A 16,548-nucleotide genomic window follows, 5' to 3' on the forward strand; every position below is an offset into this window, starting at 1 on the left:
GGGACCGAGGCCGAGGGGGCTTCGGATGGGGATCTGGGTTCTGGGGAGCTGCAGTGTTCAATGTTTCATCATGCCGTTCTGGGGACGGCCCTTCGCGCTCGAGACGCGCGATGTTCATCGCGCCTCTGGTGGTGCTCGCACTCGTGACGGCAGGCTGCACGGCAGCCCCCGACGCCTCCGAGGAGCCGACGCCCGAGGGCACCAGCACCACCGACTGGACGCCGCCCGCCGAGGATGAGGCCGCAGGGCCCACCGAGGCGCCGTCGCTGACGGTGCAGAGCGGAGCGCTCGACGAGCCGATCGCCCTGTCGACCGACATGGTCGTCACGATCGACAAGATCTCGACCATGACCGTCGAGCCGGAGACGCCGGGAGAATACGCCGGTCCGGCCGTGGTGGTCGACGTCTCCGTGTCCAATGACTCGAAGCGGGCGCAGAGCATCGAATCCGCGGTCGTCAGTCTGACGACGGACGACGGAGACATCGGCGTGGCCACGACCGCGGGGCCGAACAAGCCGCTGACGGGCGATCTGGCCGCGGGCGCCGAGGCCACCGGAACCTACGTCTTCATGCTCGATCCGACGAAGGGGCGCTCGGTCAAGATCAGCGTCAACTACGCCGCGGGCGAGCCGGTGGCCACATTCGCCGGCACGCTGTCCTGACAATGGGTGCGCTGCCGCGCACCGATCTTTCATCGCACTTTCGCAATTTCATACTCAAGAACGTTCTGCGGCTGGGGAGTCACTAATGGGGAACACAACAATCACGAAGCGGGCGCTGGGAGCGCTGGCTTCTGTCGTGACAGCAGCGTTGCTGGTCGCGGGGATGACGACGCTGGGGGCACAGGCGGCTTCGGCTGCCGACGTGTCACCGCCGCCGTTGCTGCAGCGTGACGAAAACGTCGTGACGTCGGATCCCATTCCGACGGTGCAGATCGACAACGGCTACGTCTGGTCGCAGACGACGATCGGCTCGACCGTGTACGCGGTGGGCAAATTCGACAATGCGCGCGCGCCACTGGCGGTGCCGGGGACGAGTCTGACGGCGCGGTCGAACGTGCTCGCATATGACATCAACACGGGCCAGCTGCTGTCGTTCGCCCCGCAGGTGAACGGCGTGATCAAGGCGGTCGCGGCCTCACCCGACGGCAGCCGCATCTACATCGGTGGGTCGTTCAACTCGGTCAACGGGCAGGCGCGCTGGAACTTCGCGGCGCTCGACGCGGTGACCGGCCAGCTGGTTCCCGGCTTCAATCCGTCGATCGGCGGAAGCGGCGTCTACGCGATGGCCACGTCCGGGTCGAGTGTGTACGTCGGAGGCTTGTTCACGCAGGGCAACGGCACGGCGCGCAAGAACCTCGCGGCGTTCAACGCTGCCAATGGTGCACTGCTGGGCTGGGCGCCGCAGACCGACCTGCAGGTCGATGCGATGGTCATGGACCCCGCAGGGCAGAACGTCATCGCCGCCGGCCGCTTCTCTCAGGTCAACGGCGACCTGACGATGCGCGGCGCTGTCGCCCTCGACAAGTCGACCGGCGCTGTGGACACTTCCTGGGCGCTTCCGCAGACCGTCAAGAACGGCTACAACACCGGCGCGAGTTCGGGCAAGGCCGGTATCTTCGGGCTGGCGGCCGACTCCACCGCCGTATTCGGGACCGGCTGGGTCTACGCCAGCGCCGACGTCGGCAACCTGGAAGGTACTTTTGCGGCTGAGGCCGGGACCGGCCAGGTGCGTTGGATCTCGGACTGCCTCGGCGACCACTACGGCGTCTACTCCACGGGCAAGGTCGTCTACACGACGAGCCACACTCACGCCTGCAGCACGCAGGGCATGCACCCGGAGCAGAACCCGCGCACTCATCGCTACTCCGAGGCGTACACGGCGGATGCCCGCGGAACGCTGGGCAATCAGCCCGCGGCAGGCAGCACCTACAAGAACTGGGCCGGCACTCCGGCGCCGTCCGCATACGCCTGGACCCCCGACTGGGCGGTCGGCGTGACGACGGGCATGGGGCAGGCCGGCCTCTCCATTACCGGTGCCGGCAACATGATCTCGATCGGCGGAGAGTTCCGCTCGGTCAACAACGGCCGTTTCGAGGGCCTCGTGCGCTTCTCGACGACGCCGCCGGCCGGGGCGAAGGACGGTCCGCGTGTCTCCGGAGCGAACTGGACCGCCACGGCGCAGTCCTTCATCCCCGGGCGCGTGCGCGTCTCGATCCCCTCGAACTGGGATCGCGACGATCTGACGCTCACGTACGAGCTGCGGCGCACGGGCACCGCGACGCCGGTCGCCACGCTGACGGCCGACGCGACCTGGTGGAACCGCCCCACGATCAGCCTCGAAGACAAGACGGCGCCTCCCGGAACACAGCAGGAGTACACCGTCGTCGCGAAGGACGGCAACGGGAACGCGGTGAGCAGCCAGGCCGTCAGTGCGACGGTGACGGCAGGAGCTGCCTCCACGTACGTGGACGCCGTGACGGCCGACGCGCCGCAGCTCTACTACCCCCTGGGAGACTCCAGGCAGGATTGGGCCGGTGCGAACACGCCCGTCTTCGGCTCGGGCGTCTCGACATCCACGTCCGGCGTTGCGAACACCGCGACGGGAGCATCGACGTTCACCGGTTCCTCCACCGGACGCGTCGCGACGACGAACAAGGTCGCCGCACCCTCCGAGTACTCGACCGAGGTGTGGTTCAAGACCAACTCCACCACCGGTGGAAAGCTGATCGGCTATGGGAGCGCCGCCTCCGGCGACTCCACCAGCTACGACCGTCACCTCTATATGACCAACAACGGTCGGCTCGTCTTCGGCACCTATGACGGGAGCACTCGGACGATCCAGAACAGCACCGCCTTGAACGACAACGCCTGGCACCATGCCGTGGCGACGCAGAGCTCTGCGGGGATGAAGCTGTACGTCGACGGCACGCTCGTCGCATCCGACGCCTCCGGCACCACCGCGGAGAACTACCTCGGATACTGGCGCATCGGCGGGGACAACCTCAGCAGCTGGCCTTCGGCGCCGAGCTCCAAGTACTTCAAGGGAGCCCTCGATGAGGCCGCTGTCTACCCGTACGCGCTGACGTCGACCCAGGTGCAGACGCACTACGGCGTCGGCAAGGGCTTCGAGGCGCCGACCGCCTCCTTCACGGCGACCGCGACGGACCTCGACGTGGCCTTCGACGCCAGCGCGTCCGCTCCGGCGGGCTCTGCGACGATCACCGGCTACCGGTGGGACTTCGGCGACGATTCTCCGGCGGGCACGGGCGCGACGACTTCGCACACCTACACGGCCTCCGGAACGTACACGGCGAAGCTCACGGTCACCGACAGCAACGGGCTGGCCGCGACGACGGAGAAGCCGGTCGTGGTCCAGGCGGCGAACGTGTTGCCGACAGCGTCCTTCGAGGTCACCGGAACGGGACTCTCGGTCTCGGCCGATGCGTCCGCATCCACCGATTCCGATGGCACCATCTCCTCGTACGCATGGAACTGGGGTGACGGAACGACGTCGACCGGCCAGGTCGCCAGCCACGTGTACGCCACGGCGGGAACGCGCACGGTGACCCTGACGGTCACGGACAACCGCGGCGGCACCGCGTCGACCACGCGTCAAGCGGTCACCACTCACGCAGATCCGGTCGCGACGTTCACGTCGACGGCTTCGGGCATGACCGTGAACGTCTCGGCGGCCGGGTCGAGTGCCTCCGACGGGGCGACGCTGTCCTACTCCTGGAACTGGGGCGACGGTACTCCCGCCGGTTCGGGAGCCACCGCCGGTCACACCTACGGCCAGGCGGGTGCACACGACATCACCCTGACGGTGACCGACAGCCTCGGCGGGTCGGCGAGCGTCACGAATTCCGTGACGGTGCAGTCTCAGGTCTTCGCGGCATCCGATTCGTTCGGTCGCGTGGTCTCGAGCGGTTGGGGTGCAGCTGACGTCGGTGGCACGTGGGCACCCATGAGCGGTTCTGCCGCCATCGCCTCCGTCGCAGACGGAGTGGGCAAGCTCAATCTCGCACCCGGGGATACCCGCGAGATGCTTCTGCAGGGCACGTCTCTGCTCGACACCTCGGCACGGATCAACTACACGCTGTCCTCGGGGCCGTCGACGGGCATCGCCTATGAAGGGCTCGGTGCGCGTCGGTCCGGTTCCAACGGCTATCGTGCACTTGCATGGCACCGCGCCGATGGCAGCACGTGGATCGTGATCCAGCGCAACGGCACGGCGATCGCCAGCACCGCTGTCGCGGGTCTCACCTGGACAGCGGGCAGCACGTTCAACCTGGCGATGGAGACGACCGGTTCCACGACTACCACCATCCGCGCCAAGCTGTGGGCAGGCGGAGCCGCAGAACCCGCCAGCTGGCAGCTGTCGACGACGGACGCGACGGCGGCCCTCCAGGTCGCGGGAGCACCCACCGTGTACTCGTACCGTTCCGGTACGGGAACCGGGAGCAACCTCGCCAGCTTCGACGACTTCACGCTGAAGAACCTCGGCGCCGTGGCGCCGGATCCGGAGCCGGAGCCCGAGCCCGAGCCCACCAACGTCGCACCGGTGGCCGCTTTCTCGGCGACCGCGACGGCGTTGACGGCCAGCGTAGACGGCACCGCGTCGACGGATTCGGATGGCACCATCGCCTCCTACGCCTGGAACTTCGGCGACGGCTCCACGGGCACGGGTGCGACCAGCTCCCGAACCTACGCCGCGGCCGGAACCTACACCGTGACGCTCACCGTGACCGACGACAAGGGGGCGACGCACACCGCGACCAAGCAGGTCACGGTGGCTGCGGCTCCTGTCGATCCGGATCCGGAGCCCGAGCCCGAGCCCGCCCCGCTGGCCGGCGACGAGTTCGACCGGACCTCCGGTCCCGGCTGGGGCAGCGCGGTCGTGGGCGGCGCCTGGACGATCGCCGGCGGCTCGCAGGCAGCGGCTACCGTGGCGGACGGCCAGGGCAAGATGGCCCTGATCGCCGGGGATACCCGCCACGCGACGCTCAACACGACCTCGATCACCGACGCCGTCCTGCAGACGCAGTTCCGCGTCGATCAGGCCCCGGCAGCGGGCGGCGCCTACATCGGAGTCATCGCGCGTCAGTCGGCCGCAGGTAAGTACCTGGTCCGTGCGTGGCTGCGTCCTGACGGAACCATCTGGCTCGTGGCTCACCGCGATGGCACCGTGCTGCTCGCGCAGCCCGTAGCGGGGCTCGCCTTCACGGCGGACACCTCCTACACGCTGAAGGTCTCTGTCACCGGTGGGTCGCCGACCGCGATCTCGGCGAAGATCTGGGCGACGGGCGGCACAGAGCCGGCGAACTGGCAGCTCAACACGACGGATGCGACGCCGTTGCAGGGGGCGGGATCGGTCGGGCTGAGCGGCAACCGCTCGGGGAACGCGACCGCGGCACTCGGTGTCTCCTTCGACTCGTTCCGGGTGACCGCCCCGTAGCGGCGGAGTGACGCGCCGCACGTGAGGTGCGCTCCCGTCCGTCGGTGCTCACGCGCCGGCGGATGAGGGCGCGCCTCACTTGTTCGAGGCTGCTGACGTGTTACACATTGACAGCGCCCCGAGCGCACAGCGCACGGTGACACCGGCGGGGAGGGCGGTCCCATGAGATTCGTTCCGCGCCACCACCTCCGAGTAGGATCCTGACGCATGGCCACTGCTGTTCCGATCGTGCTCCTCGCAGTCGGAGGTCTCGCCGCACTGGCCCTCGTCGTACTCGTGCTCCGGATGATGCCCCGCGCGGCATTCGTCGTCTGGGCGTGCGTGCTCTTCTTCGTCCCCCTCTGGGTGGGGGTGAACATCGGCTTCTACTGGGCCGCGATCACGCTCCTCACGGCGCTGCTTATCGTCGTCAACTGGTCGATCGTCCCGCTGCGGGCGGCCGATGCGTGGGTGGCGGTGTTCATCATCGTCACCGTCGGTCTCTACGCCTTCGGCTCCGTGGACCTCGCGTCCCTCGTCGCCGCGCTGCTCGAATGGGTGATCCCCTACATCTGGGGCCGCGTGGTGCTCGCCCGGGTCGGCACCGCATGGGTGACCTCCACGATCGCGATCGTCGCCGTGGTCGCCGCGACCCTCGCCGTCGTGGAGTTCTTCACCTCGTTCAACCCGTTCGTGCTCATACCGGGGTCGGGGGTCATCTACGACACCTGGAGCCCGCTGCAGGAGCGCGGAGGGGTCCTGAGGGCGGAGGGTGCTTTCGGGCATTCGATCGCACTCGGTGCGGCCCTGGCCATGTCTTCGGCGTTCGTCGTCGCGACCAGGTGGCGGCTCGTTCCGAAGATCAGCGGGGTGGTGATCATCGCGGTGGCGACGGTCCTCACTTTCAGCCGTGTGGGTCTCCTGACGCTCGTGCTCACGCTCATCCTGTCCACGTTCCTGATCGTCGGCGTCTCCACTCGTTTCCGGGCGACCGTCGCCGTGGCCGGTGTGATCGGAACGGCCATCGTCATCCCCATCATCGATACGGTCTTCGGGGCAGCGGGGGAGGAAGCGGGCGGCAGTGCGGACTATCGAACGGACCTGCTCGTGCTCCTCGAACAGGTGCAGGTCTTCGGCAACCCGGGCGACTGGCACTCCCTGGTCTCGGGCGACTATTACCTCGGCTACTTCGCCAGATCCGTCGACAATGCGCTGGTCCTCACCCTGCTGAGGTACGGATATGTGCCGACCTTCCTCATCATGGCTGCCGTCGTCTGCGCTGCGTGGATGGCGCTGAGGCGTTCGACGCGAAGCCCCGCAGCGCTCGCGGTCGTCGGACAACTTCCGAGTCTCGTGGTGGTCGCCCTCATCACGCAGTACAGCATGTTCCTCTGGTTCTGCGTGGGCCTGGCCATCACCTGGGCCAGAGACTCTGCCGTGCTCCGAGGGCCCGACGAACCGGCCACGCGCGTCGATATCGGCGCACCGGAGGGGCTGCGGCTGCCGAACAACGCCCCGCCGTTGTACCCACGAGCGTGAGGGTGCGGAAACGTTGACTCATCTAGAATCGAAATCTCAGGGGGAATGGGGAACCATGGGCGAGAGCCGGGTCAGTCTGCGTGTCATCGCGAGTTCGTTGCGCAAGTTCTGGTGGCTGATCGTGCTGTCCGCCGTTCTCGGCGCAGCGGGGTCCTACGGATACGCGTCGCTGCAGACGCCGCTCTTCCAGGCGACGACCTCCCTGTATTTCGCTCTCAACCAGGGAACCAGCGCCTCAGACCTCAACCAGGGATCGGTGTACACGCAGAGCCAGATGCTGTCGTTCGCTCAGCTCGCCACCAGCTCGCGCGTGCTCGATCCCGTCATCGAAGAGCTCGACCTCGACACCACTGCGCGTGCTCTGGCCCGGGACATCGAGGTGTCGATCCCGCAGAGCACTGTCACGCTCCGGGTCACCGGAATCGCGGACGACGCAGAAGCATCGGCCGACCTGGCGAACGCCGTCGCCGACCAGCTCATCGTGGCCGTCAAGGACGTGGCTCCCAAGGATCCGCAGGGGGAGTCCACGATCACCGCGCAGGTGATCGACGACGCGGTCGTGCCGGAGTTCCAGTTCACCCCGAGCAAGCCTCGTGATGCCCTTCTCGGCGGCTTCCTCGGCGGGGTGCTCGGCCTGGCCGTCGCCATCCTGATCGGGGTGCTCGACACCCGGGTGCGCAACGAGGAGACGCTCACACAGGCGGGGGGCGACCCCGTGCTCGGTGTCGTGTCGAAGTCCCCGCTGCTGGTCACGCGCGGCATCGCCGTGGCACAGGAGCCGCTGGGGCACACCTCGGAGGAGTTCCGTCGCATCCGCTCCGCGCTCGCATATGCGAATGTGTCGTCGCGCGTGAAGGTGCTCCTGGTCACGTCGGGCATGCCGGCCGAGGGCAAGTCGACGGTGTCGGTGAACCTGGCCATGACGCTCGCGGGTCTCCGCAACTCCGTGCTGCTGATCGACGCCGACATGCGCCGCCCGCGTGCGCACGAGCACGCCGGCATCGACGGCTCGATCGGTCTCACGAGCGTGCTGCTCGACGAGGTCGAGTTCGAGGTGGCCAAGCACAGCGTCGCCGACAGCACGCTGGACATCCTGCCCGCCGGCACCGTGCCTCCCAACCCCGCCGAACTTCTCACGTCGTCGCGCATGGCGCAGCTGCTCGATTTCGCCGCAGCGGAGTACGACTACGTCGTGATCGACTCTCCCCCGACGCTGAGCGTCGCGGACGCGAATCTCTTCGCCACCCAGACCGACGGTGTCATCCTCGTCGTCGACGCGACCAAGACGCGCCGTGCCGCGCTGACGAAGAGCATCAGGTCGCTCGAGTCGGGTGGCGCACGCATCCTCGGGACCGTGCTGAACAGGGCCCGCCCCGACCGTCATCGTAGCGAGTACTACAGCGATTGACCGCCGACCCGGGTTCACGCCATCATGGCGTGTATATCGGCCGGAAGGCGGTGCCCGTTTGTCTTTGCCTCCTGAGCCGGTTACTCTTCATGAGTTGCGAGGGGGACTCGCACTTCACCGCCGGGGTGTAAACAGCGGCGTGGTGCTGGTTGATCGTTGAACCTGCCCCAGAAAACGGTGACATCATGTCCTTTCCGTTCCTTGAGCTCGCCTCATCCCCAAAGAAATCCCGACGACCTCCACAACACCGCCGGCGAGCGGTCGCCGGCGCTCTCGCCGCCGTGCTGGGAGTCACAGCCGCGCTGACGTCTGTACCGGTAGCCGCATCGGCGGATGTGTCGCACGGAGCGACGCGACCTGCAGCGGCTGCTCCTGCCCCGGTCATCGACGACGACATGGACCGCACCGTCGGCTCCGGGTGGGGATCATCGGCCGTAGGCGCGTGGCGCGTCATCGAGGGCGCCTCCAGTGTCACGGGAGACGTGGCTCTGCTGGCGAGCCGTAAGCCGGGGATCACCGCGCGGGCGAGCGTGACCGGCGTCTCGGCAGCCGACGTCGACAGCAAGTTCTCGCTCTCGATCCCGAAGCTGCCCGTCGGCGGTCCGATCTACCTCGCGCAGGCGGTGCGCGTCTCCGGGAAGGACTCCTACGGCGTGCGGGTGCGTGTGCACCCCGATGGCTCGGCCTACGTGTCCGTCGTTCGACTCACTGACCTCACCGGGGTCCAGAGCCTCGCCGAGCGTCGCCTTCCGGTGACCGTGAAGAGTGGAACCTCGCTGGACGTCGCGTTCCGAGTGGCCGGCACCAACCCCGTCGCCCTCTCGGCGAAAGCCTGGGTCTCGGGTGCCGCAGAGCCGTCCGCCTGGCAGGTCTCGCACTCGGATGCATCATCCGCACGCCTGCAGAAGCCGGGTGGATACGCCTTCGCGCTCTACACCTCTTCCGGGGCGAAGTCGGCAGTGCCCGTCGGCATCGACGACATCCGCGCCACCGCCATCGCTGCTCCGACGCCTGCTCCGGCGCCTGCGCCGGCCCCCACGCGTCCGCCGGCACCGGCTCCGACGCCGGCCCCGACCCCTGCGCCGGCCCCGACCCCTGCGCCGGCGCCCGTTCCCGTCACTCCCGCGACGCCGGCAGGCGTGCGCGGTGAGCCGGGTGCACGAATCCCGGGCTCGCTCTCCTACGACGCCCCGTCGACGGCGATCTATGCCGCGCCCACGGGCTCGGATGGCGCTGCCGGCACCAAGAACTCGCCGGTCAGGACGATCGAAGCCGCGCTGCGCCTGGTCCCGAACGGGGGGACCATCGTTCTGCGCGGAGGCACCTACCACGAGCAGATCGTGATCCCGCCGCAGAAGAAGGTCACCATCCAGCCGGCGTCGAACGAGGCGGTCTGGCTCGACGGAGCGAAGCCCGTCACCGGGTGGAAGCCCTCGGGAAGCACCTGGGTGGTCGACGGCTGGACGACGAAGCTCGACTCGAGCCCGACCTACACCAAGGGCGCCCCCGACTACACCCAGGCCGACTGGCGCTTCATCGACCCCGCGCATCCGATGGCTGCTCATCCGGACCAGGTCTGGGTGGCAGGCGCGCAGCTGCGCGAGGTCGGCACTGCGGCGCAGGTGAAGGCGGGGACCTTCTTCGTCGACGACGCGGCGAAGCGACTCGTGATCGGCACGAACCCCACGGGTAAGCCGGTCGAGGCGAGCGTGCTCTCGCAGGCCCTCTCGATCCGCTCGGCCGGGTCGGAGATCCGCGGGATCGGGGTGCGTCGATACGCCACCTCCGTCCCCGAGATGGGCACGGTGATCGCGGCGGCTGCCGACGTGTCGCTCACCGACGTGACGATCCGCGACAACGCCACCACCGGTTTCTACTCGTGGTCTCCGCGCACCAAATTGACCCGGGTGTCGTTGATCGGCAACGGACTGCTCGGCGGAGGAGCCTCGCAGGCCGACGGGCTCAAGGTGACGCAGATGCTCTCGACGGGGAACAACTCCGAGGGCTTCAATCACTCTCCGGTGTCGGGCGCCTTCAAGGTCACGCGAACTCAGAAGGTGACGGTGGCCGACAGTGCGTTCACCGCCAACAACGGGCGAGGCCCGTGGTTCGACGAGTCCGTCGTCGACATCGCCTTCACGGGCAACGACGTGATCGGCAACACGGGGCACGGCGTCATGGTCGAGCTGTCCGAGCGTGCGGTCGTCGCCGACAACATCATCGCGCGCAACGGCGACTTCGGGCTCTTCGTACTCAACTCCGGGAACGTGAAGATCTGGAACAACACCTTCGTCGGTAACGCGAACCGCAACATCAGCATCGGGCAGGACGCGCGCAGCGCCTCCGATCCGAACGCGGCGGGCCACGACCCCCGGACGAGATACGCGCCGCTGGCGTCGTGGACCGTGCGCAACACGGTCGTATCGAACAATGTCATCGCGGAGAGCGCCGGCAACTGCCTCGTGTGCGTGCAGGACTACTCGCTGAGATTCACCGGCGCGCAGATGGTGTCGAGCATCGACGGCAACCTGTATCACCGCACGGCGCCGGGCACACCGAGATGGTTCTCGGCATGGTCCCGAGGCGCGGTGTCGAAGGATCCGACGGTAGCCGACACGCTTGCGGCGTTCACCGCCGCGACCGGGCACGACCGGCGATCGCAGTTCGTCGAAGGGGCGAGCGTCGTCAACGACAGGTTCATGCTGCTCGCCACCCGGGCGTCCGCAGGGGTCCCGGTGCCGGCGGATATCGCCTCGGTATCGCGACTCCCCGTCAACGGCGCGTCGCTGGGAGCCCGGCAGCGGTGACGATGTAGGTATGGGTTCACTTCTCGCTGTCGGCGCCCGCGCGCTGACGATGGTCATCGCGCTTGTCTGTGGCGTTCTCACGACGCGCATGATCATCGGAGGCGCGGGCGTCGACAGCTTCGCCCTCTACACACTGCTCACCACGATCCCCTCGCTGCTGACGTTCACCGACCTCGGCAGCGGGGCGGTCCTGGTCAACGCCGTCGCGACGAGCGACGACGTGCGCACCGACGAGAAGCTGAGGTACCAGCTCACCTCCGTCGGACGCGTGCTGCTCATGTTCGCGGCCAGCGCGATGGCGATCAACACCGTCCTCGTCCTCACCGGCGCTTGGGAGCTGGTCTTCGGAGAGGCCGGGGGACGCCCCGGCGCGTCGCTGGCGGCGTTCTACTGCGTGACGATCTTCTGCCTGGGGATCCCGCTCGGCGTCTGGGTGCGCATCATGCTCGGACAGCGTCGCAACCACGTCGTGATCCTGCTCCAAGGCTTGATCTCGCCGCTCACGATGGCCGGGGTGTGGCTGATCCTCACGTTCGGCGGGGAGAACCTCCATTCGTTCGTCGCGATCGCCTCGTTCGCTGCGTCCTTCCTCGTTTCCGTGCTGGGCCTCCTGATCACGGCGCGCACGACGTCACCGCTGATCCCGTCGGCCGTGCGGATGGTTCTGCGTCCGCGACGTTTTCCCGGCGTGCGCGTGATGGACGTCGGTTGGCCGATGCTCGCCCAGATGGTGACGTATCCCATCGCCGTGGGATCCCAGCGATACGTCATAGCTCAGCTCGGCGGACCGACCGATGTCGCCGAATACGGCGTGGCCGGACAGGTCTTCTTCGCGCTGAACGGGCTGGTGATGGCCGGTGGTCTGGCTCTGTGGCCGCATTTCGCTCGAATGCGGCACGACGGCGGTCTCCGGCGTGGCCCGTTCCTGCTCTCCGCCTTGTTCGCCGCCGCCATCGCTGCCGCGACAGTCATGGTCTGGCTGGTCGGACCGTGGCTCTTCGGATTCATCACGCAGGGCGAGTTGACGGTGCGTCCGAGCACCATCTTCGCCTTCGGCCTCATGATCATGATGACCGCGGCGGTGTACCCGCTGGGAATGTTCATCATGGACAAGCCCGGCATCCGCTTCCAGGTGATCCCCACCCTGAGCATGGCCGCTGTGGGAATCGGACTCTCCTTCGTCCTGACGCCCGTGCTCGGAATCGCCGGACCTCTGATCGGCGTCGCGTTCGCGTTGCTGGTGTGCCAGCTGATCCCGTTCTCGATCTACATCGTGCGGCACAAGACCCGGCTCACCGTCGGCAGCCAGGAATCGGTGCCGCAGCCGAGCGACGACGTCGCGTAGACGGGGGTCCGCGCGCTGCCGCAGCCGGTCAGGGCAGGACGTGTGCCGTGATGCTCGCGCGATACACGTCAGGCGCGTGGCGGCGGAGTGCCTCCGCGCGGCTGTCCGCGACGGTCGACACGATCTCGTTCCACCGCGCGTGGATGTCGGTCAGCGCGGCGGCGATCGATTCCGCATCGCCTGGGGTGACCAGTTGAGCGGTCGCGTAGCCGCCCGCTGCCTCTCGGAGCCCGCTGCTGTCACTCGCGATCACGGGGCGCAGAGCAAGGATGCCCTCGACCGCGGTGTTCCCGAACGGCTCGTCGACGCGGGACGGGACGACGAGCACATCCGCTTCGGCGAGGAACGGCCAGATCGTGGAGTGGAAGCCGGCGAAGTCGACGGAGACGCCCGCCGCTGCGGCCTGTTCGCGAAGGTCGCGCTCGAACCACTCGTATCCTTCGAAGACCGCACCGAGGAGCGTGACCTCGACCTCGCGACCCGTGGTGTGCAGCGCCGAGGCTGCCTCGATGACGAGGTCCGGACCCTTACGCGGAGACAGCCGACCGATGTAGAGCACACGGAGGGCCCGCTCGATGCGTGGACGGGGTGAGATCGGTTGCGGAGGCGAGGCGACGCCGTTGTAGACCACGTGTGAGCGGCGGGCGAGAGCGGGCAGCGCGGTGCGGATCGTGTCGAGACTGAACCGGCTGTTCACGATCGTGCGCTCAGAGGCCAGGTGGGGGGAGTAGAGGATGCCGTTCACCAGCTTGTTGCCCGACGCCTCGGCCTCGTGTACATGGCTCACCGAGCGGGTCCGCCTCAGCCGGGCGACCAGCGGCCACTGGGGGATGATGATCGTCGAGACGTACACGACGTCGGGGCGCAGCCGGCCGATCAGGCGCCAGGCTGCTCCGAGACCCCGGAAGGTGTCGCGGAAGAGGCGGGGCAGTCCGCGCGGGGTCAGCAGGACCTTGCGCAGAACGAGCATCGGGAGGATGACGACTTCGGCACCGGCCGCGCGCAGTTCCGGGACGAGAAGCCCCGAGCTCGGCAGTGCGACCACGACCCGTGCGCCCGCCGCGACGAGGCCGATCGCGCTCTCGAGCAACATGCGGTCCGAGCCGAACAGCTCGGCGCCGGGGTGTACGAGAAGGACCGTGCGCTGGTCTCCGTCGCCGCTCATCGCGTCGCCGGATCCGCTGGAGTGGGCGACCAATCGGTGGTGCGCCGACGTGCCTGTCGAGCTGAGGAGTGGATGCTCGATCCCTCCGCGAGCCTGCGCGCGAGCGCTTCGTATTCGTCCGCGACATCGTCCCAACGGAACCGGGTGCGCGCGATCTCCTGCACGGTCTTCCCGTGTGAGGCGGTCAGGTCCGGGGCGGCCTCCGCCGCGACGACCTGAGCTGCGACGTCGGCGGCGTCGGTGAAGAACCACCCGTTGCCGTCGAGCACTTCGCGGTTGAAGGGAACATCGAAGCCGATCACTGCCGTTCCGGCACCCATGGCGCGCAGGAGGGAAGGGTTCGTGCCACCCACCGAGTGGCCGTGCAGGTACGTCAGCGCATTCGCGTACAGGGCGTCGAGCAACTCCTGGTCGTATACGCCGCCGACGAGCCTGATCCGGTCGTCGCCGTCCGCCACGCGCTGGATCTCCTGGGTGTATCCGGCGCTGTACGGTGCCGACCCGACGACGACGAGCGGCAGCGTCGCGTCGCTGTCACGATAGCCTTCGACGATCTCCAGCACGTGGTTCTCGGGCTCGAACCTGGCCACGACCAGGTGATAGCCGCCCGGCGTGACTCCCATCTCGGCGACACCGCGTTCGGGGAGCTCTTCGAGGATCGGGGCGCCGTAGCGGATCATCTCCGTCGGCACGTCGAACTGATGGCGATAGTAGTCGGCGATCCCCGGCGCATCCGCGATCAGGGCGTCGGCGGTGCGGACGCCGAACTGCTCTGCCCAGCGATAGTAGGCCCTGCCGCGCGGGCCCCATTTCGACCGCCTCCACTCGAGTCCGTCCATGTGCAGGGCGACGGGGGCGCGACGCATGCGGAGGAGCGGGAGAAAGGGCGAGTTGGCGGCATTGAAGACGAAGGTCGCATCAGGACGGCGCCGAAAGACGAGGTGCAGCGCCGAGAGCCCGGTGTGGCTGAGCGTCTCGATCTGCTTCACGGGAACGGCAGGAAGGTGTACGACCCTCATGCCGAGGTACTCCTTCTCCCGTCGCTCCGATCCGCGGGTGTAGACGACGACGTCGTGACCGCGGTCCGCGAGACGGCGGCCGACTTCCTCGACCGCCGTCTCGAATCCGCCGTAAGCCGCGGGCACTCCTCGGGTCCCCACCATCGCGATGGTGAGGCGGTTCGAATTGCTCATCCGATCAGTATGCCCCGCTGGGCTGCACCATGACCTTGGCGGTGCGCCACATGATCTGCAGATCGTTCATCACGGACCAGTTCTCGACATACCGCAGATCGAGTCGCACGCTCTCGTCCCAGGAGAGATCGCTGCGCCCGGAGACCTGCCACAGACCGGTGATCCCGGGCTTGATGTAGAGGCGGCGGAAGACCGTGCCGTCGTATGCGGTGACCTCGCTCGGCAGCGGCGGGCGGGGCCCGACGACGCTCATGTCGCCCACGAGGACGTTCCAGAACTGCGGCAGTTCGTCGAGCGAGAGCTTGCGCAGCACTCGTCCCACACGGGTGACGCGCGGGTCGTCCTTCATCTTGAAGAGAAGGCCGGCGCCCTCGTTCTGTGCCTTGAGCGCGGCGAGCTGCTGCTCGGCGTCGGTCTTCATCGAGCGGAACTTGACCATCTTGAAGCGGCGTCCGTCACGGCCGACCCGCTCCTGGAAGAAGAAGACCGGTCCCGGCGAGTCGAGCTTGATCAGCAGCGCCAGCACCGGGGCGAGCAGAGCGATCGGGATGAGCGCCACAGTCGCCACTGCCGCGTCCAGCGCGCGCTTGAGCAGGTGCTGGCCTCCTTCGTACCGCGGGATCTGCACCTGGATGAGGGGCAGTCCTTCGACGGGGGCGAAGGAGATGCGCGGACCAGCCACATCGGTGAGTCGGCTCGACAGCACGAGTTCGGCAGCGGTCCCTTCGAGCTGCCAGCTCAGCTGCTTCACGAACTCGGGCTCGCCTTCGGGGCGGCTCGCCACGATGATCGTGTCCGCACCGACCTCGGCGGCAACCGACGACACGGAGTTCACGTTCCCCAGAACCGGGAACCTCGTGTCGCCGACCTCGATGTCACGCGCGTTGCCGTCGAGCAGCGTCGCGCCCACCACCTGGTAACCGGAGGCGCCGATCGGGTGCAGCGTGCGCACCACGTACTCGACGTCGTCCCGGTTGCCCACGACGAGCGTCCGGGAGGCGAACCGCCCGTGCGAACGCTGCGTCTGCAGCCAGTGGCGCCACATCCACCGGGTCACGAGAAGAGTCAACACACCGATGGGCAGCCCCAGCAGCAGCATCGGTTGCATCGACTCCCATGCGAGCAGCACCGCCACGATGGCGATGATCCCGAAGGCGAGCCCGCTGGCGTGGACCACGCCTCGGTACTCGGTGGCACTCGCGCGGAACAGCGCGGCGTCCCGCGTGTGCAGCCCGCTCAGCATGAGGTACCACAGAGCGGCGAGCGGAACGGCGCCGCTCAGCACCTCGATCGCCGAGACGCCGATGGACAGCTGGACTGCTGCCGCCAGGCCGACGGCGAACAGGATGACGGCTGCATCCGTCAGCCGCAGCCGGATCCGGTAGCGACGTTCCCACTGTCGGCGCCTCTCCAAGGTCGCCGAAGTGCGCGGTGTGACCACCGTGCGCGTCACCGACTTGGTGGCTCGCGGAGCCGCGACCGGCACGAAGCCCGTACGAGCGATGCTCAGAGCATCCTCGACGGAAGTCATGCCGAGGCCCCTTGAGCCGTGAATGTACGCAGAATTCCCCAGTGCGTCATTTGATTCCCCAGATTTCCCCAGACCATGAACCCCACGTTCACGGCATTCGTCTGCGTCCCGACCCCTCGGGTCC

General features: G+C 67.9%; 9 protein-coding genes. 6 read left to right on the forward strand and 3 right to left on the reverse strand.

Annotated features, from left to right (window positions below; all coding sequences use genetic code 11):
• Window positions 1-110 precede the first annotated feature (110 nt).
• The 6 genes from ACCO44_RS03110 to ACCO44_RS03135 all read left to right on the forward strand — a co-directional run bounded on the left by ACCO44_RS03110 (window position 111) and on the right by ACCO44_RS03135 (window position 12,535).
• A complete protein-coding gene (locus ACCO44_RS03110; RefSeq protein WP_372468315.1) occupies window positions 111-662 on the forward strand; it encodes a DUF4352 domain-containing protein in 552 nt (183 codons plus the stop codon).
• An 85-nt stretch (window positions 663-747) separates the two neighbouring features.
• Window positions 748-5,457, forward strand: a complete 4,710-nt coding sequence (locus ACCO44_RS03115) for a PKD domain-containing protein (RefSeq protein ID WP_372468316.1) — start codon at window positions 748-750, stop codon at window positions 5,455-5,457.
• A gap of 207 nt (window positions 5,458-5,664) precedes the next feature.
• Entirely contained in the window at window positions 5,665-6,975 is a 1,311-nt protein-coding gene (locus ACCO44_RS03120; RefSeq protein ID WP_372468317.1) for a hypothetical protein, read from the forward strand.
• Between the two features lie 55 nt (window positions 6,976-7,030).
• Complete coding sequence (locus ACCO44_RS03125; protein ID WP_029262868.1) at window positions 7,031-8,383, forward strand: polysaccharide biosynthesis tyrosine autokinase; 1,353 nt, start codon at window positions 7,031-7,033, stop codon at window positions 8,381-8,383.
• 395 nt (window positions 8,384-8,778) lie between these two features.
• Window positions 8,779-11,190: a right-handed parallel beta-helix repeat-containing protein gene (locus ACCO44_RS03130; RefSeq protein ID WP_372468318.1), complete on the forward strand. Its 2,412-nt coding sequence runs from the start codon at window positions 8,779-8,781 to the stop codon at window positions 11,188-11,190.
• A 10-nt stretch (window positions 11,191-11,200) separates the two neighbouring features.
• Window positions 11,201-12,535 (forward strand): lipopolysaccharide biosynthesis protein, encoded by a 1,335-nt coding sequence (locus tag ACCO44_RS03135; protein WP_029262866.1) that lies wholly within the window; start codon window positions 11,201-11,203, stop codon window positions 12,533-12,535.
• A 28-nt stretch (window positions 12,536-12,563) separates the two neighbouring features.
• On the opposite strand, the gene ACCO44_RS03140 is transcribed toward ACCO44_RS03135, so the two are convergent.
• Genes ACCO44_RS03140 through ACCO44_RS03150 form a run of 3 tightly spaced genes read right to left on the reverse strand, consistent with a single transcriptional unit; the run spans window position 12,564 to window position 16,424 of the window.
• Window positions 12,564-13,700 (reverse strand): glycosyltransferase family 4 protein, encoded by a 1,137-nt coding sequence (locus ACCO44_RS03140; protein WP_029262865.1) that lies wholly within the window; start codon window positions 13,698-13,700, stop codon window positions 12,564-12,566.
• Entirely contained in the window at window positions 13,697-14,893 is a 1,197-nt protein-coding gene (locus tag ACCO44_RS03145) for a DUF1972 domain-containing protein (RefSeq protein WP_372468320.1), read from the reverse strand. Before ACCO44_RS03145 ends, ACCO44_RS03140 begins: the two co-directional genes overlap by 4 nt.
• Before the next feature lie 4 nt (window positions 14,894-14,897).
• A complete protein-coding gene (locus tag ACCO44_RS03150; protein WP_105711021.1) occupies window positions 14,898-16,424 on the reverse strand; it encodes a sugar transferase in 1,527 nt (508 codons plus the stop codon).
• Window positions 16,425-16,548: the final 124 nt, after the last annotated feature.

The organism is Microbacterium maritypicum (genome assembly GCF_041529975.1).
GTDB lineage: Bacteria > Actinomycetota > Actinomycetes > Actinomycetales > Microbacteriaceae > Microbacterium.

Coding starts and splice junctions, on each gene's coding strand:
- ACCO44_RS03110 (WP_372468315.1), top strand. CDS start 111: ATGTTCATCGCGCCTCTGGTGGTGCTCGCACTCGTGACGGCAGGCTGC.
- ACCO44_RS03115 (WP_372468316.1), top strand. CDS start 748: ATGGGGAACACAACAATCACGAAGCGGGCGCTGGGAGCGCTGGCTTCT.
- ACCO44_RS03120 (WP_372468317.1), top strand. CDS start 5,665: ATGGCCACTGCTGTTCCGATCGTGCTCCTCGCAGTCGGAGGTCTCGCC.
- ACCO44_RS03125 (WP_029262868.1), top strand. CDS start 7,031: ATGGGCGAGAGCCGGGTCAGTCTGCGTGTCATCGCGAGTTCGTTGCGC.
- ACCO44_RS03130 (WP_372468318.1), top strand. CDS start 8,779: ATGGACCGCACCGTCGGCTCCGGGTGGGGATCATCGGCCGTAGGCGCG.
- ACCO44_RS03135 (WP_029262866.1), top strand. CDS start 11,201: ATGGGTTCACTTCTCGCTGTCGGCGCCCGCGCGCTGACGATGGTCATC.
- ACCO44_RS03140 (WP_029262865.1), bottom strand. CDS start 13,700: ATGAGCGGCGACGGAGACCAGCGCACGGTCCTTCTCGTACACCCCGGC.
- ACCO44_RS03145 (WP_372468320.1), bottom strand. CDS start 14,893: ATGAGCAATTCGAACCGCCTCACCATCGCGATGGTGGGGACCCGAGGA.
- ACCO44_RS03150 (WP_105711021.1), bottom strand. CDS start 16,424: ATGACTTCCGTCGAGGATGCTCTGAGCATCGCTCGTACGGGCTTCGTG.